The sequence below is a fragment of the Streptomyces sp. NPDC058646 genome (genome assembly GCF_042716875.1).
In the GTDB taxonomy this organism is placed as follows: domain Bacteria; phylum Actinomycetota; class Actinomycetes; order Streptomycetales; family Streptomycetaceae; genus Streptomyces.
On record NZ_JBHXRK010000005.1, the window covers coordinates 63,109 to 88,287 of the forward strand.

Genomic DNA, 25,179 nt, shown 5'->3' on the forward strand with positions numbered 1-25,179 from the left:
CCGTTCAGGGTCGGGCTGCGGGCGGGGCCGCGGTGGGCCGGGTGCCGCCGAGGAAGGACGTGAGGACCAGCCGGCCGATCTGGCGGGGGGCGAGGTGCCCGTCGCGCACGCCCTCGGCGGCGGCGTCGAGCAGTCCCCAGAGCGAGTACCAGATCCAGTACGGCGGGAGGTCGGCGCGCAGCCGTCCCAGCCGCTGGCCCAGGGCGAGGAAGGTCAGGGCCCGCTGGTCCTGGCGGTCCACGCCGGCCCGGAACTCCGGGTCGGCCAGCACGGTGGCGTCCCGTGAGGTGAACCCGTAGAGGTGGGCGGCGGGCATCAGGGCGAGGACCAGTTCCTCGAGGGCGGCGTCGAAGGCCTCCCCGTCCGCGTCCTCGTCGAGGTCGAGGGGGCTCAGGCACCCGTCGACCACCTGGATCGCCCGCACCGCGACGGCCTTGAGGAGGGCTTCACGGGTCGCGTAGCGGCGGCTGAGCGTGGCACGGCTGGTGCCGATGCCGGCCGCGATCTGGACCATCGAGGCGCTGTGGTCTCCGGCGAGGACGCGCGCGGCGCCGTCCAGTAGTTCTTCTTCACCCACCATGTGAGCCTCCTTCGCCTCGAACGATACAAGATTGTCTCACTTGAGGCAAAGCCGACCCACGGGCGGGAGATGGTTGCGGAGGCCCGCCTTCCGGTCCGTCGATACGATGGAACACCGTCCCGATCCGCCGACCGCCAGGAGCCTCCTCTTCCCCCTGGGCAACCCGCCGCGCCGCAGCCGCCCGGCGGACGCACGCCCGGCCGGCGGGCACACCCGTTCAGGGAGGCGCCATGCAGGGAAACGACAGGACCGAGGGCCGGCACGAGGCCCCGGAGGCGGTCAGGGGCCAGGGCAGCGATCAGGACAAGGGGCAGGGCCGGGACGAGACGTCCGAGGAACGCGCGGACCGGCAGTGGCAGGAACTGGTGCAGGAGATCCGGGTCGCCCAGACGGGCGTGCAGATCCTCTTCGGCTTCCTCCTGACGGTGGTCTTCACCCCGCACTTCCAGGGACTTCCCCAGACCGACAAGACGATCTACATCGTCACGGTCGTCCTCGGAGCCCTGGCGACCGGCGCCCTCATCGCCCCCGTGGCCTTCCACCGCATCGTCTCGGGCCGCCGGCTCAAGCTCCAGGCCGTCACCTGGGCCTCGCGGCTGACCTTCCTGGGCATCGTGCTGCTGCTGGCCACCCTGGTGTCGGCCCTGTTCCTGATCCTGCGGGTGGCCACGAACAACGCCCTGGTGCCCTGGCTGGTGGCGGGCGTGGCCCTCTGGTACCTGCTGTGCTGGTTCGCCCTGCCCCTGTGGGCACGCGTGCGCTACACCAGCGATCCGTAGAAGCCCGTCGGCTGCTCCGTGTTAGGCGGTGCCCTCTTCCCCGCTGCGGGCACGGGCGCCCGAGCGGGTGCGGCCCGCCGTCTGGGCACGCTGCGGATGGCGGCGCACGTACTCGTGCTCCAGCTCGTTCATCCGCTGCGTATGGGTGACCAACGCGTCGTCGGACCCGTGCAGCAGGGTCTCGTGGCGCGTGCGGTGGATGGCCTCCAGCTCCTTGAGGAGCCGGCCCTCCTCCAGTCTGCGCGCCGACGGTCCGCCGTCGTGCTCGGCCATGGCTCGTCCACCTCCTCGACTCGGTCCCGCCCCCCATCATCCTCCGCGCGGTGCCGGAAGGCCCGGCGGCCCGGCGTCAGTCCGGAGGCTCCGGGACCGGCGGCCGCTCGACGGGCGACGGCTCGGCCGGGGGCCGGCCGGGATCCGGCGGACGCTCCGCGGGCGCCGGGGGGCCGGGCTCCCGGGGCACCGGATCGGGGCGCTCGGGCGTGGGGCCGGGGCCCTCGGGTTCCGGTTCGGTGGTCCACTCCATACGGCTCTCACCTCGACTGTCTCGGGGCGCTGGATACGCTCGCGGCGCCGGGTGCGGGAGACCTCGGAGGGCCTCCCGCAGGTGTCCTGCTCTCACATGTGGGGATGGGAGTAGTGCGTCTCGATCATCCGGATGGCGGCGACGTCGTCATCGGTCTGGCCGCTCCCGAAGTCCGGCGAGTCCTTCACCTGCTGACGGGTGCAGGACAGATGGACGGCTTCCTCCTGCAGCTCGACGCGGGTGATGAGCCCTGCGGGGATCATCACCCTGCGGCCGAAGATCCACGGGCCGGTGTCGACCACCACGTAGGAGCGGTCGACGTCCTCGGAGTGCTTGTCGATCTTTCCGATCGCCCCGTCGGACGCCTCGACCTTGAAGCCGACGAGATCCATGCCGGGCGCGTGGCCCGAGCTGTCGGCGAATGCCCAGATGGGGGAGCCCATGACGAACCTCCTTCGTCCTCTCCCGCCGCCTACCCGGGCCATGGCGGCCCCATGCGGCCCGGTCCGGGCGCCGGGGGTGTGCTCCCGGCCCTCAGCAGATGCGCGGCAGCTGCTCACCGATGGGCAGGTCGACCACGCGGGTGCCGCCGAGTCCGGTCCGTGCCACGACCATGCCCGGGTGGGCCTCGACGGCCTCGCCGATCACCGTCGCGCCGCGGCCGAGCGGATGGGCGCGCATGGCGTCGAGGACGGCTTCGGCGTGCTGCCGGGGGACGAAGGCCACCAGCTTGCCCTCGTTGGCCACGTACAGCGGGTCGAGACCGAGGATCGCGCAGGCGTTCGCGACGGCCTCCGGTACGGGTACCCGGCCCTCGTGGATGACGACGCCCGTGCCGGAGGCGGCCGCGATCTCGTTGAGGGAGGCCGCGAGCCCGCCCCGGGTGGGGTCGCGCAGGACGTGCAGGTCCGGGGTGACCGCCAGCATGCTCGCGACCAGGCCGCCGAGGGCCGCGCAGTCGCTCTCGATGTCCACGCCGAATTCGAGGCCCTCACGGACGCTCATGATCGCCACCCCGTGGAGGCCGATCTCGCCGCTGACGATCACCACGTCACCGGGTACGACGCGCTGCGGACGCAGGTCCACCCCCTCGGGGATGATCCCGATCCCCGCGGTGTTGAGGTAGATGCCGTCGCCGTGACCCGCTTCGACGACCTTGGTGTCCCCGGTCGCCACCTCCACGCCCGCGGCCCGCGCGGCCGCGCCGAGCGCCTCGGCCACGCGGGCGACCGCCGCGATCTCGACGCCCTCTTCGAGGATGAACCCGCAGGACAGGTACGCGGCCCGGGCCCCGCTCATCGCCAGGTCGTTCACGGTGCCGTTGACGGCCAGGTCCCCGATGCTGCCGCCGGGGAAGAACAGCGGCCGCACCACGTACGAGTCGGTGGAGAAGGCCAGCCGGACGCCGCCGAGGGTGACGGCGGCGGAGTCCCCGAGCTGGGCGAGCACGTCGCCGCCGAAGGCGGGGGCGAACAGGTGCTGGACCAGTTCGGCCGAGAGCGCGCCCCCGCCGCCGTGGCCCATCACCACCCGGGGCCGGTCGCGCAGCGGTGCCGGGCAGGTCCAGCCCGTGATGTCGAGTGCGGTGTCAGGCAACGGGGCTCGCCTCCAGCGGCGCGGTCGGGGCGGACGGGGCGGCCTTGATCTCCAGCCGCCGGTAGAGGTAGTACGCGGCGCAGGCCCCCTCGCTGGAGACCATCGTGGCGCCGAGCGGGCTGCGCGGGGTGCACAGCGTGCCGAAGGCCTCGCACTCGTGCGGCTTGAGCAGCCCCTGGAGCACTTCGCCGCTGCGGCACGCGGCCGGTTCGAGGGTCTTGATGCCGGTCACCGAGAAACGGTGCTCGGCATCGAACTCGCGGTAGCGGGACGACAGCCGCCAGCCGCTGTCGGGGATGACGCCGATGCCGCGCCAGGCGCGGTCGGTGACTTCGAAGACGTCCTCCAGCATGGCGAGGGCGGCCGGGTTGCCCTCGGGGCGTACGGCACGGGCGTAGGCGTTGTCGACGGTGTGCTCGCCTCGTTCCAGCTGGAGCACGGCCCGCCGTACGCCTTCCAGGATGTCCAGCGGCTCGAACCCCGTCACGACGATCGGCACCCGGTGGCGCGCGGCCAGCTCCGGGTACTCCCCCGTGCCCATCACGCTGCACACGTGCCCGGCGGCGAGGAAGCCCTGGACCCGGCAGCTCGGCGACCGCATGATCGCCTCGATCGCCGGGGGGACCCGGACGTGGGACACCAGCAGGCTGAAGTTGGCGATGCCCAGCTTCTTCGCCTGGTACACCGTCATGGCGTTCGGCGGCGCGGTGGTCTCGAAGCCGATGCCGAAGAACACCACCTGGCGCTGCGGGTTCTGCTGGGCGATCTTCAGGGCGTCGAGGGGGGAGTAGACCACCCGTACGTCTCCGCCCTCGCTGCGCACCTGGAACAGGTCGCGGCCGGTGCCCGGGACGCGGAGCATGTCCCCGAAGGAACAGAAGATCACATCGGGGCGGGAGGCGATCTCCAGCGCCTTGTCGATGACGTCCAGCGGCGTGACGCACACCGGGCACCCCGGCCCGTGGATCAGCTCCACCTGCTCCGGCAGGAGTTGGTCGATCCCGTGCCGGATGATGGTGTGGGTCTGACCCCCGCAGACCTCCATCAGGGCCCAGGGCCGGGTCACCGTGGCGTGGATGTCGTCGAGCAGCCGGCGGGCGAGGTCGGGGTCCTGGAATTCTTCGATGTACTTCACTGCTGTACTTCCTCCTGCGGTGCGGCCCCGGCGGGGTCGTCGGCGAAGGGCCAGTCGGTGCCCGCGGCCGCTGCGGCCTGTTCCCACGGGTCGCCGAACTCCTCCTGGAGCATGCCGAGCTGCGCGAAGAGTTCGAGGGTCTGCCGGGCCGACTCCTCGTCGAGGCGCTGGAGCGCGAATCCCACGTGGACGATGGCGTACTCGCCGACCTGGAGGTCCGGGAGGTACTCCAGGCACACCTCCTTCTGCACGCCGCCGAAGTCGACGGTAGCCATGCGGGTGCCGTCCTTCTCCCCGATGTCAAGCACTCTGCCGGGTACCGCCAGGCACATGGGCTTCTCCTTGCTGTGGGTGTTCTTCCGTGGCGCGGGCCGCCGCCACCATGAGCTGGCCGAGGGACAGCCCGCCGTCGTTCGGCGGGACGTGACGGTGACGCAGGACCGTGAAGCCCCGCTGCCGCAGGGTGCGGGCGCAGGCGGCGGAGAGCAGCGTGTTCGCGAACACGCCGCCGGTGAGGGCGACGGTGTCCGGGCCGTGGCGTTCGCGCGCCAGCCCGCAGAGGTCGCCGACCAGCTCGGCGACACCGGCGTGGAAGCGGGCGGCGATCACCGCGGGGGCTACGCCCGCACGGACGTCGGCCACCACGGCCGCCAGTACGGGCGCCGGATCGGCGGTGCAGGGGGCCGCGGCGGCGCCGGGCGGGACGCGCAGCCCGAAGGCGTAGCCCGCGCCGGCCTCGTCCGCGGTGACGGCCGCACCCTCCAGCTCGATCGCGGCCTGGGCCTCGTAACCGGCGTGGTGGCAGATGCCGGCCAGGGAGGAGACCGCGTCGAAGAGACGGCCCATGCTGGAGGTGGGGACGCAGTTGAGGTTCCGCTCCAGCTGCCGTGCCAGGACGCGGAGTTCGTCGGGCGGGCAGGCGTCGGCGCAGGGGATGCCCGGCAGCCAGTCGATGCCCGCGGCGCGCAGATGGGACAGCGCCATGCGGTACGGCCGGTGCACGGCGGCGTCGCCGCCCGGCAGCGGGACGTACGCGAGGTGGGCGAAGCGGGTGTATCCGGCGTAGTCCGCGAGGAGGAACTCGCCACCCCACACCGCGCCGTCGTCGCCGTAGCCGGTGCCGTCGAAAGCCACGCCGATGACCCTCCGGCCGCCGTCCAGTCCGTGCTCGGCCATCGTCGAGGCGATGTGCGCGTGGTGGTGCTGGACGCGGACGAGCGGCCGGCTGCCGGCGCGGCGCCGGGCCCACTGACCGGAGCGGTACCCGGGGTGCCGGTCGGCGGCCAGCAGGGCGGGGGTGACGCCGGTGATGGACTCCAGCTGCTGCTCGGCCCGTTCGAAGGCGTACTGCGTGGCCAGGTCGTCCATGTCGCCGATGTGCGCGGACAGCCAGGCCCGGCGCCCCTCGCCGAGGCAGAAGGTGTTCTTCAGGTCCCCGCCCGAGGCGAGGACCGCGGGGACCGCCAGTGGCAGGGCGAGGGGCAGCGGAGCGTAGCCGCGGGAGCGCCGTACGGTCAGCTGCTCGCCGTCGCAGAGCCGTACGACGGAGTCGTCGCAGGGGACGTGGATCGGCCGGTCGTGCGTGAGCCAGGCGTCGGCGAGGCCCGCGAGTCGGTCCAGGGCCTCGTCGTCGTCCGTGACGATCGGTTCGCCCGCGAGGTTGCCGCTGGTCATCACGAGCAGGCGGGGGCCGGGCGGGTCGCCGGGCAGGCCGAGCAGCAGGTGGTGGACGGGGGTGTACGGGAGCATCACGCCGAGGTCGGGACAGCCGGGGGCCGCCGCCTCGGCCGCCTCCGCGCTCCCGGCGGCCCGGCGGCGCAGCAGGACGATCGGGCGCACGGCCCCGGTGAGCAGGCTCCGCTCCTCGGGGCCGAGGTGCACCAGGTGTTCGATGTCGGCCGGTTCGCGGGCCATCAGGGCGAAGGGCTTGTCCCCGCGGCCCTTGCGCCGGCGCAGCTCCGCCACGGCTTCCGGCCGGCCTGCGTCGCAGGCGAGGTGGTAGCCGCCGAGGCCCTTGACCGCCAGGATCGCCCCGTTGGCGAGCAGCCGGCGGGCTTCGGCGACGGGGTCGGCTCCCGAGGCGTCCTCGCGGGGCGGGTGCCCGGTGAGCAGGCGCAGCCGGGGTCCGCAGGCGGGGCAGGCGACGGGCTGGGCGTGGAATCGGCGGTCGGCGGGGTCGGCGTACTCGCGGGCGCAGTCGGCGCACATCGGGAACCGGGCCATGGTGGTCTGCGGGCGGTCGTACGGCAGGCCGGTGACGATGGTGAACCGCGGGCCGCAGTGCGTGCAGGTGATGAAGGGGTGCCGGTGGCGCCGGTCGGCCGGGTCGGCCAGCTCGGCGAGGCAGTCGGCGCAGGTGGCGACGTCCGGGGAGACCAGCGTCCGGGCGGGCCCGCCGGTGCGGGAGGCGACGATGGTGAACCCGCAGCCGCCGGCGACGGGCACCTCGCAGTGGTCCACCGCGTCCACCAGGGCCAGCGGGGGCGCGTCCGCCGCGAGCCGGTCGCAGAACTCGGAGACGGCCGTGGCCGTGCCCTCGACTTCGGCGACGACGCCCTCGGGGGTGTTGGTCACGTGCCCGGCGAGACCCAGCCCGGTGGCGCGGGTGTACACGTACGGCCGGAAACCGACGCCCTGCACCACGCCGCGGACGGTGACCCGGCGGCGTTGCACGGCCTCCATCAGCGGATCTGCGCCGCGGCGGGGTGTGCGTGCGGGGGAAGGCCGTCGTGCTCGTGCTCGTGCACGTCGTCCGGACCGTGGTGGTGGTCGTGGTCATGGTCGTGGTGGTGGTCGCCCGGACCGCGGTCGTGGGCGTGGGCGTGGTCGTGGGCGTCGTGAGGGTGCCCGTGACCGCCGTGCTGCTGCTGCGCCATGACGGGCGCGTGCGTTCCGGCGCCCGCCGCGACGGCCAGCGCCCGGTCGAGCAGGAGGCCCGACCCGTCGCCCGAGCGGGCGGAGGTCAGCACCACCTCCACACCGGGGTTCACGCGCTGGACGTTCGTACGGAAGGCCGCCTCGTCGAAGCCGACGGCCTCCGCGATGTCCGTCTTGGTCACCACGACGAGCTGGGCCAGCCCGAAGGCGGTGGGGTACTTCAGCGGCTTGTCCTCCCCTTCGGTCACCGACGCGAGCACCACGCGCAGCGATTCCCCGAGGTCGTAGGAGGCCGGGCAGACCAGGTTCCCGACGTTCTCGACGAACAGCAGCCGGGCGTCCTCCGGCAGCCACCCGTCCAGGTGGCGGCTGAGCATCGCCGCCTCCAGGTGGCAGAGCCCGTCGGTCAGCACCTGCTTGACGGGGGCGCCGGAACGGGCCAGGCGTACCGCGTCGTTCTCGGTGGCGAGGTCGGCGGTCAGCGCGGCGACGCCCACTCCCCGCTCCCGGGCGAGGAGCAGCTCGCGTTCCAGCAGGGCCGTCTTGCCGCTGCCCGGGCTGGAGAGCAGGTTGACGGTCACGGTTCCGCGGGCGGTGAGTTCGGCGCGCAGGGCGTGCGCCGCCTCGTCGTTCTTGGCGAGTACCGCCTGCCGCAGATCGACCACTCGGCACATGGTTCAGGCCTCCTCGGGGATCGGTTCGCGGGGGTGCGCGGGGGCGGGGCCGTCCTCTTCCCAGTGCACACTGAGGATCTGCAGCTCACGGCCCGAGAGCAGGGCGACGTCGGTGGCCAGGCCGCAGCCGGGGCAGCACAGTTCGGGCGGCATGCCCACCGGCCATTCGGCGGTGCAGGAACCGCATCGGGCGCGGGCGGGCACGGACTCCGTGGTGAGGGCCGCACCTTCGAGGACCGTGCCGGCGCAGGCCAGTTCGAAGCAGAAGGCCAGGGCGTCGGGTACCACGCCCGCCAGTTCGCCGACCTGGAGCCGAACGGCGCTCACCGCGCTCGCGCCGCCGGCCAGCGCGGCTTCTTCCACCTGGCCCACGACGGCCATGGCGATCGACATCTCGTGCATCGGACTCCGTCCTGCCGGGGCTCATTAGACCGGCAGCAAGTGGGCGGCGCGCCCGGCACGCCGACCCGCCGCACGCGCCGTACGCCATTCGGGCGCCGGGGCGTCACGCGGGCGGGCAGCGGGGCCGGCGTCTCGTGCCACCCGTGCGTCACATGCGACGCATGCGGAAGTAGCGCCGGAGGTCCGGGAGGATCTGCTTCAGTACGGCGGCGAGGGCGGCGGCGGTCGCGCCGCCGATGAGGGCCTTCTTCATCATGGGGTTCTCCTCAGTTCACGGCGGGGCCGGTCGTCCTCGGGGCTGCTGTCGGCCCCGTCCCGGAGCAGTTCCAGGACCGCGCGCACGGCCTCCGGCACCGCGGCGGCCACCGGTGCGCTGAGCCCGATGCCCTCCTCGACGCAGGCGGGTTCGCACCCGAGGACCAGAGTGCGGCGGGGCGGGGTGGAGCCGGTTCCGGCGCACAGGGTGTCCAGCAGGGCGAGGACGGCGTCGGGTGACATGTGGTGGCCGTCGAGGACGGCGCTTTCGGACCCGGCGGGGCCCGGGGCGTCGGCGTCGATCAGGTAGAGCGTGCCGGGGGCGCCGCCGCGGGCTGCGGCGTCCACCAGGACGAGGGTGTCGTAGCCGTCGAGGAGTTGGTAGGCGAGGTGGACCCCGCGTACCCCGAAGTCCACCACCTCGACTCCGTCGGGCAGTCGGTGCGAGGACAGGGCCCGCACGGTCTCGACGCCGAAGCCGTCGTCGCCGAGGAAGACGTTGCCGATGCCCGCGACCAGTGTCCTGCCGCTCACGCGTCCTCCAGGGGGGTGACCTCGTCGGGCTGGAAGTAGAGGAAGCGGCCCTGTTCCCGGCGGATGTCGGCGCCCGGGTCGCCCTCCACCGTGACGGCGAGGTGCACTCCCCCGTCGACATCGTGCAGCACGGCCTCGACCAGGGCCGTACTGCCCTGGAGGAAGAGGTCCTGGGCGTCGGTGCGCCGCAGGCCGGGGCGGAGCAGTACGCGGCTGCCCACCCCCACCGAGGCGCCGTCGATCGTGATCCGGTCGCGGAGCGGGTCGGCGGTGTCGTCCCGGGCCGGGTCCCACCAGGGGGTGTCCGGTCTGAACACCGCTTCTTCGTCCGGGAGTTCGTCCAGGTTCTCGGTCCCGGGGATCTCGCGGAACTCCGGGGGTCCGTCCGGGCCGGTGATCTCCCGAAGGGCCCGCACCGCTCCGTGCAGCCGCTCCAGCACTTCGGGCGGCATGGAGTCGGCCAGGTCGATGACGGCAGCGGCCCGGGCGTCCGTTCCGCGCGCCTCGCGCTTCTCCTGGTCGGTCAGGGCCGACGTGCGCAGGGCGAGGATCTCGTCGATCTCGGTGGCGTCGTACATCGCGCCGGCGCTCTCGGGGGCGATGGCCGGGTGGTCCTCCAGGATGATCGGAGAGGACAGCACCACATCGGCGCGGCCTCCCTCACCGGCGAGGACCGGCCAGGTGCGCAGGTTGACGCAGTCCGCGACCGCCCCCTTGGCCCATTCGGGCGGGTCGGTCACCGACAGGAAGGTTCCCGCGCTGAGGCCGAGCATCAGGTGGGCGGAGACCAGCGACCGGGGCAGGGCGGCGTCCCGGTCGGCGTCCCGGTCGGCGGGGGTCCACGGACTGGTGTTCTCCACCACCGCGGTGAGCTTGAACACCCGGTAAGCGCCGCCCAGTTCGGTGGCGCGCAGCCGTACGGCGCCCTCGGCCTCCTCGGTGCGCCGCAGCAGCCGGCCCACTTCGCGGCCCTCGCCGTCCAGGACGGGTTCGGTCTCCTCGCCCGCCGGCAGCCGGAAGGGCAGGGTGACGCCGTCCCCGGTCAGCCGGGCCACGGGGACGTCCAGTTCGACCCGTTCCTCGGCGCCCTCGTCCCAGGGGACGAGTACGCGGTCGGCCAGGTGCAGTTCGGCGACGTCCGTGAAGGTGCCGTCGCCCCGGGCCTGCTGGACCGTGCGGCGGCGGGCGTGCAGGAAGCGCAGCTCCACCGCCAGCACCGCGTCACCCTTGGGCTCCATCAGCAGCTCGGTCTGCTGGAGGGAGTGCTCGTGGTGCGCGGGCCCCCAGGCGGGCGGTACGAGGACGCCGAACTGCCAGCGCAGCCGGTTCTTGGCCGCCGAGGCCCGGTACGGGTAGAGCACGTAGCCCTCGAAGAGGACGGCGTCGGCCACCTGGCGGGCGGTGGCGAAGCGGGCCGCGGGTGCGGTCGTCGTGGTCATGGCGCCGTCCTCCCGGTGACGTTCGGGACGGCTCCGCCGAGGCGCAGTCCGGAAGGTGGCGGGGGCTTCCCGGAATCCGCCGCGTCCAGCAGGGCCCGTACGGTCGCCTCCCACGAGGCGAGGGCGTGCCGGGAGCGGAAGGCGAGCAGTTCGGTCATGGTGTCGCGCGGCAGCCGGAGCCAGCCGCAGCCAGGGAAGTGCTGCTCGACCATCTCGCGCCAGACCGCCACCGGCATCCGGTACGCGGCCTCGCGGTCCCAGGGCACGGGCTCGACGCGGAATCCGCGGGCTCCGGTGAAGGCCGTCCCGGAGAACAGCATCAGCAGCGGCACCTCGCCCGTGTCCAGGGCGCTGAAGTACCGTGAGGCCGCGATGTCCATGTCGTAGCTGCACGGGACGACCAGGTCGGTCTCGGTCTCCTCGGTGAAGCTGGGCACCATGAGTGCGACCTGGGCGAACTGCACCGGCTGCAGGGTGGTGCCCCAGCGGGAGCGTTCGCCGAAGAGGTCGGCGAGGCCCTCGGCCTCGGTGGGGCCGTACCCGCGCTTGGCCGGTTCGATCCGGATCTGGCAGCGCAGGGCGAGGGCGTGCACCCGCGTGCGGGGGCCGGCGGTGACGCGCAGCCGGAAGACGAGGGTGGGCCCGGCGGCGTAGGGGTCGGCGCGCACGCCGGTGCAGGTGAAGGTGAGGTTCGCCGCCCCCTCCGGCTCCGTCGTGCCCGCCTGCTGCGCCGTGGTGCCGGTCGCTGCGGTCGTGTCGGTCATGGCAGCCGTGCCTCCGCCCCGGTTCCGGCCGGGACCTTGGCCCGGCGTTCCACCTGCGCGAAGAAGGTGCGCAGCGCCTCCCGGGCCTCCGCCCCGCCGTCGAAGCCCTGCCACAGCAGCCGCATCCGCCCCACCAGCTCGTAGCAGACGTCGATCGGCACGAGGTAGCAGTCGGTCTTCCCCTCCGCGCGGCGCAGCAGGAGCGCCTCCACGTCGGGTTCGAGCAGGGCGGCGAGCCGGCCGGCGCCGAGGACGGCCTGCCAGGTCTCCGGGGCGAGTTCGCTCTCGGTGGCCCCGGCGGGGCTCGGGTAGAGGGCGACCAGCCGGTCGAGTGCGGCGTTGCGGAAGAAGAACGCGACGCCGACCGGGATCTGGAGCAGTTCCCAGGCCCCGTCGTCGAGCGGGTGCCCGGGATCGGTGAGGTAGCGGTCCGGGACCGCACGGTAGCGTCCGGTGGCGGTGCCGGGCCGGTCGAAGAGGAGGGCGCAGGCGGTGCAGGCGCACACCAGGGCGCGCTTCTCCGGTTCCACCAGGTGCCGGTGGCCGTCCTCGGGGACCACCACCCCGCACAGTTCGCAGGTCTCCGGGCGGGCGGCGCGCGGGCCCGTGAAGCGGCGCAGCCCGCGCGCGGTGCCCTTGCGGGCCGGGGCCGGGTGCCCGTTCACCGCACCTGCGCCGGGCTGTGGGGGCGGGTGGAGATCTGGAGCAGGGCCGGCTGTGGGGCCTCGGCGGGCGCCAGTTCGACCCGGGTGACCTCGGGGGCGAAGCAGGCGAGCGCGTCCTCGACGGACTGCTGGTCCGGGCCGGCCGTGGCGGAGCAGCCGCAGCCGCTCGCGGCGGCCCCGGAGCGCACCCGCAGGACGCCGGTCTCCTCGTCGAAGCCGATCAGTTCGAGCGGGTCGCCGGCCGCTTCCAGGGCGCGGCCGATCCGGGTGCGGACGTCCTCGGGGTGCAGGTCGTGGAGGGACAGCAGGCTCGCCACGAGCTCGTCGTCGAGCAGCGGCCGCACGGAACCCTCGCCGAGCCGTTCGAGGATCCGGGCGAGCCCGGCCCCGTAGAACTCCATCAGGACGCGCACCAGTTCCTCGGCGGCTTCGCAGGCCTGGCGGTCGCCTCCGGCGGCGAGCCGCTCGAGGACCTCCTCGACCCGGCGTCCCGCCCGCTGCGCGTCGGCGGCGGCGCTCATCCGCCGAGTCCGCTCAGACCGGTGGGGACGTGCATCTGCTTGACCGTCTTGCCGGGGCCGACGTACATGTGGACGCCGCAGGGCAGACAGGGGTCGAAGCTGCGGACGGCGCGCATGATGTCGATGCCCTTGAAGTTCTCCGGGGTGTTCTCCTCGAAGATCGGGGTGTTCTGCACGGCGTCCTCGTACGGCCCCGGCGTGCCGAAGGTGTCGCGGGTGCTGGCGTTCCAGGGGGTCGGCGGGTAGGGGTGGTAGTTGGCGATCTTGCCGTCGCGGATCACCATGTGGTGCGAGAGGACGCCGCGCACGGCCTCGGTGAAGCCGACGCCGAGCCCTTCGTCCGGCACCTCGAACTTCTCCCAGGTCTGGGTGCGTCCGGCGCGGACCTCGGCGAGCCCCTTCTCGGCGCAGTGCAGCGCGATGGCGGCCGCGTACGCCTGGAAGTAGGTGCGGGCGCGGTTGCGCTCCAGGGCGTTGCTCCACTTCGGGATCTTCCACTCGAAGCGGGTCTCGGGCTTGGTCATCGTGCGGGGCAGGGTGATGACGACGCTGTGCCCGGTGGCCTGGACGTAGTCGGTGTGGACCAGCCCGGACAGGGCCGTGGACCACAGGCGGGCGATCGGGCCGCCGCCGGTGTCGAGTGCGAGGTGGTCCTTGCCGTCGAACCAGCGGGGGGACATCACCCAGCTGTACTTGTCGTCGAAGTTCCGTTTCTGCGGAGCCGGGATGGTGTGCTGGTTCCACGGGTGGCGGGGGTCGACGGGGTTGCCCAGCGGGTCCTGCCGGACGAACTGCTCCTGGCCCTGCCAGTCGTCGTAGTACGAGCTGCCCAGCAGGATGCGGATGCCGAGGTTGATCTCGGTGAGGTCGTTGGTCACCAGCTTGCCGTCGACGACGACGCCCGGGGTGACGAACATCTTCCGTCCCCAGTCGGTCATGTTGGCGTAGGTGAAGTCGCAGTGCTCGGGGTCGTTGAGCGCGCCCCAGCAGCCGAGGAGCACCCGCCGGCGGCCGACCTCCTCGTAGCCGGGCAGGGCCTCGTAGAAGAAGTCGAACAGGTCGTCGTGCAGGGGGACGACCCGCTTCATGAACTCGCAGTACCGCATGAGGCGGCTCATGTAGTCCGTGAAGAGCTGGACGGAGGCGATGGTGCCGACGCCGCCCGGGTAGAGCGTGGAGGGGTGCACGTGGCGGCCCTCCATCAGGCAGAACATCTCGCGGGTGTACCGGCTGACCTGGAGGGCCTCGCGGTAGAACTCGCCCTCGAGGGGGTTGAGGGAGCGCATGATGTCGGCGATGGTCTTGAAGCCGTGGTCGCCGGCGTGCGGGGCCGGGGTGCGCTCGGCCAGGTCCAGGACCCCGGGGTTGGTCTCGCGGACCATCTTCTCGCAGTAGTCGACCCCGACCAGGTTCTCCTGGAAGATGTTGTGGTCGAACATGTACTCCGCGGACTCGCCGAGGTTGATGATCCACTCGGCGAGGTGCGGGGGCTTCACCCCGTAGGCCATGTTCTGCGCGTACACGGAGCAGGTGGCGTGGTTGTCGCCGCAGATGCCGCAGATCCGGCTGGTGATGAAGTGCGCGTCGCGGGGGTCCTTGCCACGCATGAAGACGCTGTAGCCGCGGAAGACCGACGAGGTGCTGTAGCACTCCGCGACCCGCTTCTGCTTGAAGTCGATCTTCGTGTGGATGCCGAGACTGCCCACGATCCGGGTGATCGGATCCCAGGCCATCTCCACCAGGCCGCTGCCGTCTCCGGCCGCCTTCGTCTTCGGTGTCATCGTTTCTGCCGTGGCCCTTCTCTTCTGAGCGGGGGGTTGGGTGCTTTGCGGGCGGTGCGGTGCGCCGAGCTGCGGAGCGGAGCGGGCGGCGGCGTTCACCAGGGCGGTCGGTAGCCCGTGGTCAGCTGCCCGCCGGTGTGGCGCCACTTGGGTTCCTGGTCCACGGTGTGAGCCGTGACGGAGCGGAGCTTGCGGACCAGGACGCCGTACGCGCCGCTGGCCCTGCTGGAGACCTTGGCGCCGGGGGGTTCGTCCATGAACGGCATGAACTTGTCGGGGAAGCCGGGCATCGTGCAGGCGATGCAGATGCCGCCGACGTTCGGGCAGCCCCCGATGCCGTTCATCCAGCCGCGTTTGGGGACGTTGCACTTGACGACGGGGCCCCAGCAGCCGAGTTTGACCAGGCAGCGCGGGGAGTCGTAGGTGTCGGCGAACTGGCCCTGCTCGTAGTAGCCGGCCCGGTCGCATCCCTCGTGGACGGTGGCGCCGAACAGCCAGGTGGGGCGCAGCTTGTCGTCCAGCGGGATCATCGGGGCGGAGCCGGCCGCCTGGTAGAGCAGATAGGTCAGGGTCTCCGAGAAGTTGTCCGGCTGGATCGGGCAGCCGGGCACGCACACGATCGGGATGCCGGCCTTGGAGGTCCAGTCCCAGCCGAGGTAGTCGGGCACGCCCATGGCGCCCGTCGGGTTGCCTTCCATGGCGTGGATGCCGCCGTACGTGGCGCAGGTGCCGATGGCGACGACGGCGAGGGCCTTGGGCGCCAGCCGGTCGATCCACTCGCTGGTGGTGATGGGCTGGCCGGTCTCCGGGTTGTCGCCGAAGCCGCACCAGTAGCCCTCGGGCTTGATGCTCTCGTTCGGGATCGAGCCCTCGACGACCAGGACGAAGGGGTCGATCTCGCCCCGCTCACCCTTGAAGAACCACTCGATGAAGGTGTCCGCGCCGCCGATGGGGCCGCATTCGAAATCGATCAGCGGCCAGTGCACGGCGATCTTGGGGAGGCCGGGGAGCACTCCCATCACGATCTCTTCGATGCTCGGCTGCATGGCCGCCGTCAGGGAAACGGAATCGCCGTCGCAGCTCAGGCCGGCGTTGATCCAGAGGATGTGGATCGTGGGATCTTCGACGGGGTCCTTGGTTGCTGTGGCCATGGGATGCCTCCTCGGGGAGGTGTTTCAGGGTGGGGGGGGCGGGCGGCCCGTGCGGACCTCACCCTTCTTGCTAACAGCCGGCCGCCCCGGGTGCCCCGTCTGACAGGGCCAGTCCAGTGACGGTGCGCTGCCGTGAGGGCAGTGGCGCGGTGTGCCGGCCGGGTACGGCGCGCGCCAGGTGCGGCGGTGTGGCCGCGGCGGGCTCCTTGCGGACGAAGGCGCGCCGCAGGGCGTGGTAGGGGGCGTCGGGGTCCTGGAAGGTCCGCCGCATCTCGGCCAGCTCGGCGTCCCGGTAGGCGGCCAGGGGCTTCTCCGCCTCGTCGCGCTCGCGCCGGGCCTTCTTCGCGGCGATCCGGGAGGCGGTTGCGGGAAGGGCGGCCAGGTGCGTGGCGAGCCGCGCCGTCTGCCCGGCGAAGTCCTGGGGGGAGCAGCTGAGCGTACGGTCGACCAGGCCGAGGCGGTGTGCGGCGGCGGCACTGATCGGCAGGGCCTCGGTGGTGAGGCGCTCCGCGACGCCGGTGCCGGCGCGGCGCGGCAGGGTGTACGTCCAGTACTCCGAGCCGTGCAGCCCCATCAGCCGGTAGTGCGGGTTCAGGACCACGCCCGCGCGGCACCAGACCTCGTCGGCGGCGAGGGCGAGCACGGCCCCGCCGGCGGCGGCGTTGCCGCCGAGGGCGCTGACGACGAGGCGGTCCGTGGTGGTGAGGACGGCTTCGACGAGGTCGTCCATGGCGTCGATGTTGGCCCAGGACTCGGCGGCCGGGTCGGCCGAGGCCTCGATGACGCCCAGGTGGATGCCGTTGGAGAAGAAGTCGCGGCCGCCGCCGAGGACGAGGACCGAGGTGGGACGGGTGCAGGCGGTCCGGTAGGCGTCCAGCAGGCGCCGGCAGCGGTCGGTGCTCATCGCGCCGCCGGGGAAGGAGAAGGAGAGGAAGCCCACCTGCCCCTGCTCGTGGTAGCGGATGTCGGACCAGCCCGGCCCGTCCGGGCCGGTGTCCGCCGGGGCCGGCGTCTCCGGCAGCGCCGGCAGCCGTCCGGCGAGGGCCACGGTGGCGGGGAGTTTGACGGTGGCGGGCCCGCCCGGTGCGCGGCGGGCCCTCAGTTCAGGGATCCAGACGGCGCCGTCGACGGTGGCCCGGCAGATCGCGCCGGCCCGGGTGGCGAGCAGTTCGCCCGGGCGGCCGCGCAGGTGTTCCTCGGGGAGGGCGGGGTGGCCGCCGTGCAGGAACCACTCGCCGCCGAGGAGTTCGTCGCGTACGCCCGGCTGGGAGTCGGCGGCGCGCAGGACCCGCAGGACCCGCTCGGCGGGGTCCGTACGCCAGTCGATCCGGCGGTGCTCCTGGCGCATGGCGGGGCGCGCGCGCCCGGTGTGCTGGGGCCGGGGGGTGTAGGTGCCGGAGGCGAAGCGGTGGACGGCGAGGAGGACGGCTTCCAGCGCCGCGTCGGCGATCTCACCGCGGTAGAGGTCGCTCTTGGCCACCGGGGGTACGGGGCATTCGACGCAGGCCCAGACGTCCCCGGCGTCCATCTCCGCGTCGGCCTGCAGGACGGTGACGCCCCATCGGGTGACCTGGTCGTGGAGGGCCCAGTCGAGGGAGGACGGGCCGCGGTCGCCGACCGGCCCGGGGTGGACGATCAGGCAGGTGTGGGCGCCCCAGACCTCTTCGGGGACGGCCGTCTTCAGCATCGGGGCGATGATCAGGTCGGGCTGGTGGCGTCGGACGGCGTCGGTCAGCGGGACCTGCGGCAGGGCCAGTTCGACGGCCACGCTGTGACCGAGGTCGCGCAGCTCGGCGTGGACACGCTGCGTGAGGCTGTTGAAGGCACTCGCGACGAGCAGGACGTGCACGTGATCTCCCAGCGGCGGCCCGGGACCGTGACGCCGACGCGCCCCGGCTGAACGGCCGATCGATGCAGCCAATGACCGTGACCAGAACTTGACCGGCCGCCTGAGATGCTCGGACACACCGCCGGGGCACGCCCGGCGCCGAGCTGAGGTGTCACTCGAAAGCGGGCCCGCCCGCGGCCAGTCGGCCGCAGGACGCCCGGGGCGGGCCGGGGGTGCCGGTCACCCGGGTGGGGCGTGCGGGGCGGGCCGGTTCAGGGGCGCGGTGCCTGCGCGGCGGCGCGCGCGGTGCAGGTACGGGCGACCTCGTCGGCGAAGACGCGGGCCGGCGGGGACAGCGCGGCCCAGCGGCGGACCGCCCAGCCGACGGGCAGCGGCGGCAGGGCGGGGATCGGGACGAACCGCAGCGGGCCTCCGCTGCCGGGGACCCGCCAGCCGGGCAGCGCGGGCACGACGGCGTGTCCCAGGCCCAGTTCGGCGAGGAGGAGGGCGGTGTCCCAGTCGGCCACGCTGGTGTCGGACCGGACGCGCAGCCCGGACTCCGCGAAGGCGGTGTCGAGGTGGGCGCGGGAGGTGGAGTTCTCGGGCAGCCGGATGTGGCGGATCCCGGCGAGGTCGGCGGGCTCGACGCGGGGGCGGGCGGCGAGGGGGTCGTCGGCGCACACGGCGAGCACCCAGGGCAGTTCCATGACGGGCCGCTGTTCGATCCCGCGGACGGGGGCGCCGATCGTGATCCAGGCGAGGTCGAGGTCGTCGGCGGTGAGGGCGTCGAAGCAGCCCCGGCTGGAGTTCTCGGTCTGGAACTCCAGGCTCACGGCGGGGTGGCTGCGCCGGAAGGTGACGACGGCCTCGGACATGAAGTGCCGCACCGTCGTCGCGCCGGTGGTGACGCGTACCGAGCCGCCGCCTCCCCGTACGAGGTCGTCGAGGCGGCGCAGGGCCCCGTCGAGTCCGGCGATGCCGTCGGCGGCGGCCGCCTGCAGGATGCGGCCCGCCTCGGTGGGGACCACGCCGCGGGCGTGGCGTTCCAGGAGGCTCGTGCCGGTCTGCTTCTCCAGCCGGCGGACGTGCTGGCTGACGGCGGACTGGGTGCAGCCGAGGTCTCGGGCGACGGCGCTGAGACTGCCGGCGCGGCAGACGGCCACGAACACGCGCAGATCGTCGAGGGTCATGGGCATCAGCGTACGAGACCCAAGTGATTCCTTGGGATTGCGGAGTAAATACGAGGATTGACTTGGGTGTTGCCCTCGATCAGGATCAGTGCAGGGCCCGGGCGGCAACCCGTCCCGCCCTCGCCCGTGGTCCGGACCCGGGCGAGGGCGGGACGGGTGCCGACCCACCGCTCCGCGGAGGGTCAGGGGGTGAAGGTCCAGCGCTGGGCGGCGGAGCCGTCAGGCGGCGCGGGTGAGCCGGGTGCCATCGGCGGTGGCGGAACCCGCAGGTGCGAGGCACTGTCCTCCGGTGCGCAGCGTGCTCTGGGCTCCTGTGTGCCAGGTCTGGCCGGAGCTGCCGTCGCAGGCCCGGATCGTGACGCGGGAGGACTTCGCGCCGTCGAGGCAGACTCCCGCCAGACCGGTGAGGCGGCCGTCGCCGTGCAGGGTCCACCTCTGGTGGGGACCGCCGTGGCAGGTGTAGAGGGTGGGTTCGGTGCCCGGGGCGGTGGCGCCGTGCGGAAGGTCGAGGCAGGACGCGGAGGCGGCGTTGACGAGGGTGGCGCCGGACGGCGGCGGGGCCGGGCGGCCGGTGAGGGTGATCTCGGCGGCGCTGGTCCAGGGTCCGCGGCCGCCGGCTTCGGTCAGGGCCTTGAGCCGGAGGTAGCGTCCGGCCTTGGCGGCCAGGGCGGTGGTCTGGGCGGCGGCCGTGTCGGCGAAGGAACCTCTGGCCACCGGGGTCCCCCAGTCGGCGGTGGTGTCGGAGACGTAGACCTCGTAGGACCCGATCCGGCCGTTGACACCGCCGTCCTGCCGGGGCAGGTGGCCGAGACCGTCCACGGTGTGGCGGCTGCCGAGGTCGATCTGGATCTCGTGCGGGAGCGCGGCCGGGGTGCCCGAGGACCATGCGGTGTGCCAGTGGGTGGCCGGGTTCCCGTCGAAGGCGTTGCGGGCGGCACCGGCCTCGCCGGCGGTCTCCTCGCTGTCGGCGGACACCAGCGACCAGGCGGACCGGTCGATCGGGGCGGAGGACGGCAGCGCCTCGGGCGAGGGGAGGGTGATGCCGGTGGCCGTCAGGCTGACCGCGCCCGACGTGGTGCCGGTCTTGACCCACAGGACCCCGGCGCGGTCGGCGGAGTCGAAGTACCAGCCGGTCGCCGCCGCTTCGTAGGCGGACTTCGATGTCAGGCGGGGCAGCGCGGCTCCGTCCACGGTGAGGGCGGTCGGCGCGGAGGCCACGTGCAGGGTGAACTCGTACCCGCGGGAGGCCGGTTTGCCCGCGTAGGTGCCGGTGGGGGCGGAGACCGCGACGGTGACCGTGCCGGAGCCGGCCGCCGGGGCGGTGACGTCCACGCGCTGGCGGGCGTAGGCCCCGGACTGGTGGGCGCGGGTCAGGCCGTCGTCCTCGTAGAGGCTGAAGGAGGAGGATCCGCGGGGGTGGATGTCGTAGGTGAGGGTGGAGACGGGTTTCTCCCCGGTGTGGTTCATCTGGGGCCACATCGGTACGACGGCGCCGCCCTTGACGAAGAGGGGCAGGGTGTCGAGCGGGGCCCGGTAGCCGTTCAGCCAGCCCGGCCCGGCGTACGTCCGGCCCGTCCAGTAGTCCGTCCAGGTCCCGGCGGGCAGGTAGATCCCGTCCCGGACGGAGGTGTCGGAGACGACGGGAGCGACGAGGAAGGAGTCACCGGCCATGAACTGGCCGCTGGTCAGGTTCCCCCGCGCCACCGGGTCGTCGGGGTACTCCAGGACCATCGCGCGGGTGCTCGGGACGCCGCTCTCGTGGGCGACGCGGCTCATCGTGTACAGGTACGGCATCAGGCGCATCTTGAGCTGGAGGTACTTGCGGTTGATGGAGAGGTACGGTTCCGCGAAGCGCCAGGGCTGCTTGTCCTGGTAGCCGGCGGACGGGCCGGTGGCGCCCCAGCCGGACATGGTCATGAAGGCGGGGGTGAAGGCCTTCCACTGGAGGTCGCGGGTGTAGGTCTTGGGGCTGCCGCCGAAGATGCCGTCGACGTCTCCGGCCGCGTAGTTGAGGCCGGACAGGCCGGCTCCGGCGAGGGCGGGGACGTGCCAGCGCATGTCGTCCCACGTGCCGTGGGTGTCGCCGGTCCAGACGACGGCGTTGCGCTGGGTGCCGGCCCAGCCGTCGACGGTCCAGACGAAGCGCCGGGCGTCCGAGTTCCGCTCGATGCCGTCGACGGCCTGCTGGACACCGTCGAAGGCGTACTTGTAGCCGCTGCCGATCCACGCCACGTCGGTCTTCACGCCCCGGGTGCCCGCCGTGCCCACCTCGTCGGCGATGCCGTCGAGCCCGGTGGAGGTCCACAGCCCGGTCTGGAAGCCCTTGGCCTTCAGTGCGTCCACCGTCGGTTTCAGGGGCGCCGTGTAACCGCAGCCGTACCCGTCGTTGGGCAGGAACCAGCCGGAGGGCATGTCGGCGGCGCGGGCGTCGGCGGCGTAGCCGACCACGTCGGGGGTGGTCTGGTGGCGGAGCCGGTCGTGATCGCCCTGGTATGCGGGGTTGGAGGCGTTGAAGCAGTCCGCGTTGCCCAGCTCGAAGCCCCACATCGGCGCCATGAACGGCTTGCCGCTGACGTCGGTGTACGCGTCGAGGACGGACTTGAGCGAGTCCCCGGTGAAGTACCAGGCGTCGAAGCGGTTCTCCTGGTGGGTGAGGGTGCTGGGGGCGTCGAAGGCGTACGAGCCCGGGGCCCAGGTGTTGCGCATGACGCCGTAGCCGTTGGTGGACATGTAGAAGGGTGCGGGGCTGGCGTTGTCGTTCTCGCGCCACCGGTTGTCGACGGCGACCGGGACGGTCTTGCCGCGCAGCGCCCATTCGCCGAGCCTCAGCCCGGTGCCGTAGAACTGCTCCTCCGCACCGCGTGCCAGGTACTGGGTGGTGCGGCCGGAGCCGAAGGCGGTGGGCCGGGTCTCCTGCCAGACGGGGGTGGTGTCGTCGGCGCGGTAGACGGCGAACCGCAGGGGGGACTTGTCGACCCGGATGGAGAGGGCGTCCGTGGTGATCCGGTAGTACGCCCCGGCGTCGGTGGAGGCGGTCTCCACGGGTCCGAAGTCGGTGGTGGGGGCGAGGTCGGTCCCGGCCGGGTCGTCGGTGAACGCGCCGTCGGGCGAGAGCCACAGCCGGAAGATGTCCTCGCGGGCGATGACCAGCCGGGCCTTGGCGCCGCTGGAGGTCGTGACGGTGTAGGTGTTCCCGGACCGCGTGAAGCCGGTGACGTCGCCCGCCGTGGCCGCGGCGGCGGAGGGTGCCGCGGCGGCGGACGGGGCGGCCGGACCGGCGGCGGCCAGGCCCGCGACGGTGAGCACGGCGGCGAGCAGGGCGGCGGCGGCCGGGGAACGCCGGCGCGGTAAGGAACGGGCTCGGCGGGCCGGGTGGTTCCCCCGGCCCCGGCCGCCCCGGCCGGCTCGGTCACCGTGGCTCCTGCGGAAGCGTGGCAGTCTCATGGGCAGCTCCTCGTGCGGTCCGGATCGCGGACACACCGCTTTGGCATGCACCTGGCAAGATAGCGCTCCACGGGTGCCACTTGAAGGAAGATGCTTGAACTCGCCCGCAATCAAGCATCTTCGAGCATCCCAGCCCCACCGGGCAAGCGGTCCGAACACCGAGCAGCAGGGCAGACCGGGCACGCTCTGCTCCCCCTGCGCCCGGCTGAGGTCCCGGCCGGCCCGCCAGGAGTGATCCCGTACGCCGGACAGGTGCTGGACGAGAAGGCGAACTCGTAGCCGAGCTGCCCGAGCAGCAGCGCGAGTACGTGCTCAGGTGGCTGGAGGGCGCGACCGTCGTCAGATCGCCGAGCGGGCCGGCCGGAGCAAGGGCACGGTGTCCGAGGGCCTCAAGCGCGCCACGGAGACCCTGCGCGAGAACGTCAGGGAGGCGATCCACCACGTGAGCCTGGCCGTGTCGATCGTGTCAGCATCATCACGTGGGCCGTCCCGGCGCTCCTGGGGCTGCTGGCGATCCTCCTGCGATAGGTCGCCCCATCGCCCGGGGCGGACGGACTCCGCAGGAGCAGGGCCGGGGATCTCGGAGCGGGCACCTCCGGAGCAGCCCGGGGCTGCCGTCAGGCTGCGGGACCTCGGGGCGGCAGGAGCGCCAGTACCGGGGCGGCGGGTGAGGAGGCGCGGTGGCCGCAGGGGTCGAAGGCCAGTACCACCGGCTCCCCGGGCCGTTGGCGCCACGAGATGCGCTCCGGCGGCCGGCCGCACGCCGGACAGCCGGGGAGCGGGCCGGGCTCCGGCGGGCACTCGGGTACGGCCGCGATGGACGTGGAGTGCGGATCACGCATGGAGGCTCCCTGGTCGTGCGGTTGGGCTGATCGCACTGTGCCATGGACGGGCCCTCGTCCGCACGGGCGAATCATCCAGTGTTTTGGCTGGTCAGAGGTGTGGTCGCCAGGAGGATTCCGGTCTTCTTGGGGGCACTTGGTGATCAACCGCTCCCGCTGCCGGCCTCCACCAGGCCCGATTCGTACGCGGCGATGACGGCCTGGGCGCGGTCGCGGACACCGAGCTTGCCGAAGATGCCGGTGATGTGGTTCTTGACCGTGGAGACGCTGATGTCCAGTTCGCGGGCGATCTCCGCGTTGTCCAGACCGACGGCGATCAGCTGCCAGATCTCCCGTTCGCGCGGGGTGAGGTCCGCGGGGGCCGCCGTGGCCGCGGGACGGGACCGCACGGGGGTGCGTACGTAGGTGGAGATGAGCCGGGTCAGCAGCCGCGGCGCGACGGCGGCCTCCCCGGTGTGGACGGTGCGTACGGCGGCGATCAGCTCCTCCGGGGATATGTCCTTGGGCAGGAAGCCGTACGCGCCGGCGCGCAGGGCGGCGACCACGTACTCGTCCATGTCGAAGGTGCTGAGGGCCAGCACCCGGGTCTCCGGGAGGGTCCGTGCCAGTTCCTCGGTGGCCTTGACCCCGTCGAGGACCGGCATCCGGATGTCCATGACGACCACGTCGGGCCGCACCTGCCGGGCGAGGGCGACGGCGCGCGCGCCGTCCTCGGCCTCGCCCACGACCTCGAACTCCGGGTCGGGGCCCAGGATCAGGGCCAGGCCGCGCCGCACCAGCGGCTGGTCGTCGGCGATGAGCACACGGATCATCGGTGTCGTTCCCCTCCCTGGCCGCCCCCGGCGCCTCCCGGGACCGGGAGGCGGGCCGCCACCCTGAAGCCACCGCCGTCGATCGCGGCGGCCTCCAGGGTGCCGCCCTGCAGGGCGACGCGTTCGTGCATTCCGATCAGACCGTACCCGGAGCGGGGCGAGGCCTGCCGGGGCGCCGGTGCCCCTGCTCCCCCGCCGTCGTCGCGCACCTCCACGGCGACTTCACCGGGGCCGTAGGTCAGGTGCACCCGGGCGCGGGCCTGCCCGGCGTGCTTGCGGGTGTTGGTCAACGCCTCCTGCACGATCCGGAATACGGTCAGGCCCGTGCTCGGCGGCAGCGGCCTGACCGGGCCGTCGACCGTGAACTCGGTCTCCGTACCGGCGAGCCGCGACTCGGTGACGATCCGGTCCAGGTCTCCCGCGCCGGGCTGGGGCGCCGCGGGCGCGGATTCGTCCTCCTCGCCCGCGCGCAGGACGTCGAGGAGCTGGCGCATCTCGCGCAGGGCCATCCGCCCGGAGTCCTCCAGGGTCACCAGGGCCTCGCGGGCCACCTCCGGGTCGTGCGCCAGGTTGGCCCGCGCACCGCCCGCCATCAGCTGCATGGTGGTGATGTGGTGCGCGACGATGTCGTGCAGTTCGCGGGCGATCCGGCGCCGCTCCTCGGCCACCGCGCGCTCCGCCCGCAGCAGTTGCTGCCCCTCGGCCTCCCGCTGCCGGCGGTTCATGACCACGGCCGAACCGGAGACCAGCAGGACCACCACCGCATCGGCGACCAGGCCCCAGCCGGGCGGCAGCAGCATCCCGCCCTGGCCCACCAAGGGCAGCGGCACCGCCGCGATGCAGGCACCGGCGGCCACCGCGGAGGGGCGGAACCGGACGACCGCGTACAGGGCGACGGCCAGGCTGACCGGGAAGTGCGGTGCGGGCACCGGGATCGCCAGGTTGGACACCACCCCCAGGGCCAGCACCACGACGAGCACGATCACCGGGTGGCTGCGCCGGGCGACCAGGGACAGTGCGGCCAGGACGACCGCGAAGGCGCCCGTGAGGGCGAAGGGCACCGTCCCGGACACGGATCCCTGCGAAAATCCCACCAGGTCGACGGCCGCGGCCGCGATGGCCATGAGCGCGTCGTGGCGCGTCCAGGTCAGCCTGTCGGCTCCCTTGTCCATCACTGCCGGTCCTCCCCCGCCGGCCGCCCTCCCGGCCCGTGCCGGCGGACGCACGACCGGCCCCGAGGCCCATTCTGGCACCGGCCCCTCCCCCTGCCACCGGCCTGGAGCAGGGGGCCGGACCGGGACCGGAGTCCTGGTCCGGCCCCGCGGCCGGACCCGGGGTCCCGGGCTGCGGCTCCTCCTCCCCCCGGACGCGCCCGCCCCGCCCG

The 25,179-nt window shown here is 73.2% G+C and carries 24 protein-coding genes; 1 reads left to right on the forward strand and 23 read right to left on the reverse strand.

Translation table 11 applies throughout. The annotated features are described in order from the left end of the window. Positions 1 to 4: 4 nt before the first annotated feature. A complete protein-coding gene (locus tag ACFWUZ_RS08260; RefSeq protein ID WP_384369057.1) occupies positions 5 to 580 on the reverse strand; it encodes a TetR/AcrR family transcriptional regulator in 576 nt (191 codons plus the stop codon). A 230-nt stretch (positions 581 to 810) separates the two neighbouring features. Here ACFWUZ_RS08260 and ACFWUZ_RS08265 point away from each other — a divergent pair, with 230 nt between their 5' ends. Continuing rightward, positions 811 to 1,359, forward strand: coding sequence for a DUF6328 family protein (locus ACFWUZ_RS08265; protein ID WP_384369060.1), 549 nt, complete (start codon positions 811 to 813; stop codon positions 1,357 to 1,359). Positions 1,360 to 1,380: 21 nt separating this feature from the next. On the opposite strand, the gene ACFWUZ_RS08270 is transcribed toward ACFWUZ_RS08265, so the two are convergent. The 22 genes from ACFWUZ_RS08270 to ACFWUZ_RS08375 form a co-directional block, all read right to left on the reverse strand. Then, positions 1,381 to 1,632, reverse strand: a complete 252-nt coding sequence (locus ACFWUZ_RS08270; RefSeq protein ID WP_384369063.1) for a DUF6158 family protein — start codon at positions 1,630 to 1,632, stop codon at positions 1,381 to 1,383. Positions 1,633 to 1,977: 345 nt separating this feature from the next. Next, positions 1,978 to 2,328 carry a PRC-barrel domain containing protein gene (locus ACFWUZ_RS08275; protein ID WP_384369066.1) on the reverse strand — a complete coding sequence of 117 codons (351 nt, stop codon included), beginning with the start codon at positions 2,326 to 2,328 and terminating at the stop codon, positions 1,978 to 1,980. A gap of 91 nt (positions 2,329 to 2,419) precedes the next feature. Further along, positions 2,420 to 3,481: a hydrogenase expression/formation protein HypE gene (hypE, locus tag ACFWUZ_RS08280; RefSeq protein WP_384369069.1), complete on the reverse strand. Its 1,062-nt coding sequence runs from the start codon at positions 3,479 to 3,481 to the stop codon at positions 2,420 to 2,422. Beyond that, positions 3,474 to 4,616, reverse strand: coding sequence for a hydrogenase formation protein HypD (gene hypD / locus ACFWUZ_RS08285; RefSeq protein ID WP_384369072.1), 1,143 nt, complete (start codon positions 4,614 to 4,616; stop codon positions 3,474 to 3,476). The genes hypE and hypD overlap by 8 nt, the downstream gene beginning before the upstream one ends. Beyond that, complete coding sequence (locus ACFWUZ_RS08290; RefSeq protein WP_384369075.1) at positions 4,613 to 4,948, reverse strand: HypC/HybG/HupF family hydrogenase formation chaperone; 336 nt, start codon at positions 4,946 to 4,948, stop codon at positions 4,613 to 4,615. Before ACFWUZ_RS08290 ends, hypD begins: the two co-directional genes overlap by 4 nt. After that, the gene (gene hypF / locus ACFWUZ_RS08295; RefSeq protein ID WP_384369078.1) at positions 4,917 to 7,298 is read right to left on the reverse strand and encodes a carbamoyltransferase HypF; all 2,382 of its coding nucleotides are present in this window, start codon (positions 7,296 to 7,298) and stop codon (positions 4,917 to 4,919) included. The genes ACFWUZ_RS08290 and hypF overlap by 32 nt, the downstream gene beginning before the upstream one ends. Beyond that, entirely contained in the window at positions 7,298 to 8,167 is an 870-nt protein-coding gene (gene hypB / locus ACFWUZ_RS08300) for a hydrogenase nickel incorporation protein HypB (protein ID WP_384369081.1), read from the reverse strand. Before hypB ends, hypF begins: the two co-directional genes overlap by 1 nt. 3 nt (positions 8,168 to 8,170) lie before the next feature. Then, entirely contained in the window at positions 8,171 to 8,569 is a 399-nt protein-coding gene (locus ACFWUZ_RS08305) for a hydrogenase maturation nickel metallochaperone HypA (protein ID WP_384369084.1), read from the reverse strand. Between the two features lie 148 nt (positions 8,570 to 8,717). Next, positions 8,718 to 8,825, reverse strand: coding sequence for a DUF6893 family small protein (locus ACFWUZ_RS08310; protein WP_384369087.1), 108 nt, complete (start codon positions 8,823 to 8,825; stop codon positions 8,718 to 8,720). Further along, the gene (locus ACFWUZ_RS08315) at positions 8,822 to 9,358 is read right to left on the reverse strand and encodes a hydrogenase maturation protease (RefSeq protein WP_384369090.1); all 537 of its coding nucleotides are present in this window, start codon (positions 9,356 to 9,358) and stop codon (positions 8,822 to 8,824) included. The genes ACFWUZ_RS08310 and ACFWUZ_RS08315 overlap by 4 nt, the downstream gene beginning before the upstream one ends. Beyond that, a complete protein-coding gene (locus ACFWUZ_RS08320; RefSeq protein ID WP_384369093.1) occupies positions 9,355 to 10,797 on the reverse strand; it encodes a hypothetical protein in 1,443 nt (480 codons plus the stop codon). Before ACFWUZ_RS08320 ends, ACFWUZ_RS08315 begins: the two co-directional genes overlap by 4 nt. After that, entirely contained in the window at positions 10,794 to 11,561 is a 768-nt protein-coding gene (locus tag ACFWUZ_RS08325; protein ID WP_384369096.1) for a DUF6084 family protein, read from the reverse strand. Before ACFWUZ_RS08325 ends, ACFWUZ_RS08320 begins: the two co-directional genes overlap by 4 nt. Beyond that, positions 11,558 to 12,226: a DUF5947 family protein gene (locus ACFWUZ_RS08330; protein WP_384369099.1), complete on the reverse strand. Its 669-nt coding sequence runs from the start codon at positions 12,224 to 12,226 to the stop codon at positions 11,558 to 11,560. Before ACFWUZ_RS08330 ends, ACFWUZ_RS08325 begins: the two co-directional genes overlap by 4 nt. Continuing rightward, the gene (locus ACFWUZ_RS08335) at positions 12,223 to 12,747 is read right to left on the reverse strand and encodes a hypothetical protein (protein ID WP_384369102.1); all 525 of its coding nucleotides are present in this window, start codon (positions 12,745 to 12,747) and stop codon (positions 12,223 to 12,225) included. The genes ACFWUZ_RS08330 and ACFWUZ_RS08335 overlap by 4 nt, the downstream gene beginning before the upstream one ends. After that, positions 12,744 to 14,528 (reverse strand): nickel-dependent hydrogenase large subunit, encoded by a 1,785-nt coding sequence (locus ACFWUZ_RS08340; RefSeq protein ID WP_384369105.1) that lies wholly within the window; start codon positions 14,526 to 14,528, stop codon positions 12,744 to 12,746. Before ACFWUZ_RS08340 ends, ACFWUZ_RS08335 begins: the two co-directional genes overlap by 4 nt. Before the next feature lie 95 nt (positions 14,529 to 14,623). Further along, the gene (locus ACFWUZ_RS08345) at positions 14,624 to 15,679 is read right to left on the reverse strand and encodes a hydrogenase expression protein HypE (protein WP_384369108.1); all 1,056 of its coding nucleotides are present in this window, start codon (positions 15,677 to 15,679) and stop codon (positions 14,624 to 14,626) included. A 70-nt stretch (positions 15,680 to 15,749) separates the two neighbouring features. After that, positions 15,750 to 17,528 carry an enoyl-CoA hydratase-related protein gene (locus ACFWUZ_RS08350; protein WP_384369111.1) on the reverse strand — a complete coding sequence of 593 codons (1,779 nt, stop codon included), beginning with the start codon at positions 17,526 to 17,528 and terminating at the stop codon, positions 15,750 to 15,752. 251 nt (positions 17,529 to 17,779) lie between these two features. Next, positions 17,780 to 18,697 carry a LysR family transcriptional regulator gene (locus ACFWUZ_RS08355; RefSeq protein ID WP_384369114.1) on the reverse strand — a complete coding sequence of 306 codons (918 nt, stop codon included), beginning with the start codon at positions 18,695 to 18,697 and terminating at the stop codon, positions 17,780 to 17,782. A gap of 219 nt (positions 18,698 to 18,916) precedes the next feature. After that, entirely contained in the window at positions 18,917 to 22,141 is a 3,225-nt protein-coding gene (locus tag ACFWUZ_RS08360; protein ID WP_384369117.1) for a TIM-barrel domain-containing protein, read from the reverse strand. A gap of 617 nt (positions 22,142 to 22,758) precedes the next feature. After that, positions 22,759 to 22,983 carry a hypothetical protein gene (locus ACFWUZ_RS08365; protein ID WP_384369120.1) on the reverse strand — a complete coding sequence of 75 codons (225 nt, stop codon included), beginning with the start codon at positions 22,981 to 22,983 and terminating at the stop codon, positions 22,759 to 22,761. Positions 22,984 to 23,126: 143 nt separating this feature from the next. Beyond that, positions 23,127 to 23,795: a response regulator gene (locus ACFWUZ_RS08370; protein WP_384369123.1), complete on the reverse strand. Its 669-nt coding sequence runs from the start codon at positions 23,793 to 23,795 to the stop codon at positions 23,127 to 23,129. Then, positions 23,792 to 24,967 carry a sensor histidine kinase gene (locus tag ACFWUZ_RS08375; protein ID WP_384369126.1) on the reverse strand — a complete coding sequence of 392 codons (1,176 nt, stop codon included), beginning with the start codon at positions 24,965 to 24,967 and terminating at the stop codon, positions 23,792 to 23,794. Before ACFWUZ_RS08375 ends, ACFWUZ_RS08370 begins: the two co-directional genes overlap by 4 nt. Positions 24,968 to 25,179 lie beyond the last annotated feature (212 nt).

Excerpts from the sequence above, each read along its gene's own strand:
- ACFWUZ_RS08260 (WP_384369057.1), bottom strand. The coding sequence starts at position 580 with ATGGTGGGTGAAGAAGAACTACTGGACGGCGCCGCGCGCGTCCTCGCC.
- ACFWUZ_RS08265 (WP_384369060.1), top strand. The coding sequence starts at position 811 with ATGCAGGGAAACGACAGGACCGAGGGCCGGCACGAGGCCCCGGAGGCG.
- ACFWUZ_RS08270 (WP_384369063.1), bottom strand. The coding sequence starts at position 1,632 with ATGGCCGAGCACGACGGCGGACCGTCGGCGCGCAGACTGGAGGAGGGC.
- ACFWUZ_RS08275 (WP_384369066.1), bottom strand. The coding sequence starts at position 2,328 with ATGGGCTCCCCCATCTGGGCATTCGCCGACAGCTCGGGCCACGCGCCC.
- ACFWUZ_RS08290 (WP_384369075.1), bottom strand. The coding sequence starts at position 4,948 with ATGTGCCTGGCGGTACCCGGCAGAGTGCTTGACATCGGGGAGAAGGAC.
- hypF (WP_384369078.1), bottom strand. The coding sequence starts at position 7,298 with ATGGAGGCCGTGCAACGCCGCCGGGTCACCGTCCGCGGCGTGGTGCAG.
- hypB (WP_384369081.1), bottom strand. The coding sequence starts at position 8,167 with ATGTGCCGAGTGGTCGATCTGCGGCAGGCGGTACTCGCCAAGAACGAC.
- ACFWUZ_RS08305 (WP_384369084.1), bottom strand. The coding sequence starts at position 8,569 with ATGCACGAGATGTCGATCGCCATGGCCGTCGTGGGCCAGGTGGAAGAA.
- ACFWUZ_RS08310 (WP_384369087.1), bottom strand. The coding sequence starts at position 8,825 with ATGATGAAGAAGGCCCTCATCGGCGGCGCGACCGCCGCCGCCCTCGCC.
- ACFWUZ_RS08320 (WP_384369093.1), bottom strand. The coding sequence starts at position 10,797 with ATGACCACGACGACCGCACCCGCGGCCCGCTTCGCCACCGCCCGCCAG.
- ACFWUZ_RS08325 (WP_384369096.1), bottom strand. The coding sequence starts at position 11,561 with ATGACCGACACGACCGCAGCGACCGGCACCACGGCGCAGCAGGCGGGC.
- ACFWUZ_RS08335 (WP_384369102.1), bottom strand. The coding sequence starts at position 12,747 with ATGAGCGCCGCCGCCGACGCGCAGCGGGCGGGACGCCGGGTCGAGGAG.
- ACFWUZ_RS08340 (WP_384369105.1), bottom strand. The coding sequence starts at position 14,528 with ATGACACCGAAGACGAAGGCGGCCGGAGACGGCAGCGGCCTGGTGGAG.
- ACFWUZ_RS08345 (WP_384369108.1), bottom strand. The coding sequence starts at position 15,679 with ATGGCCACAGCAACCAAGGACCCCGTCGAAGATCCCACGATCCACATC.
- ACFWUZ_RS08355 (WP_384369114.1), bottom strand. The coding sequence starts at position 18,697 with ATGACCCTCGACGATCTGCGCGTGTTCGTGGCCGTCTGCCGCGCCGGC.
- ACFWUZ_RS08360 (WP_384369117.1), bottom strand. The coding sequence starts at position 22,141 with ATGAGACTGCCACGCTTCCGCAGGAGCCACGGTGACCGAGCCGGCCGG.
- ACFWUZ_RS08365 (WP_384369120.1), bottom strand. The coding sequence starts at position 22,983 with ATGCGTGATCCGCACTCCACGTCCATCGCGGCCGTACCCGAGTGCCCG.
- ACFWUZ_RS08370 (WP_384369123.1), bottom strand. The coding sequence starts at position 23,795 with ATGATCCGTGTGCTCATCGCCGACGACCAGCCGCTGGTGCGGCGCGGC.
- ACFWUZ_RS08375 (WP_384369126.1), bottom strand. The coding sequence starts at position 24,967 with ATGGACAAGGGAGCCGACAGGCTGACCTGGACGCGCCACGACGCGCTC.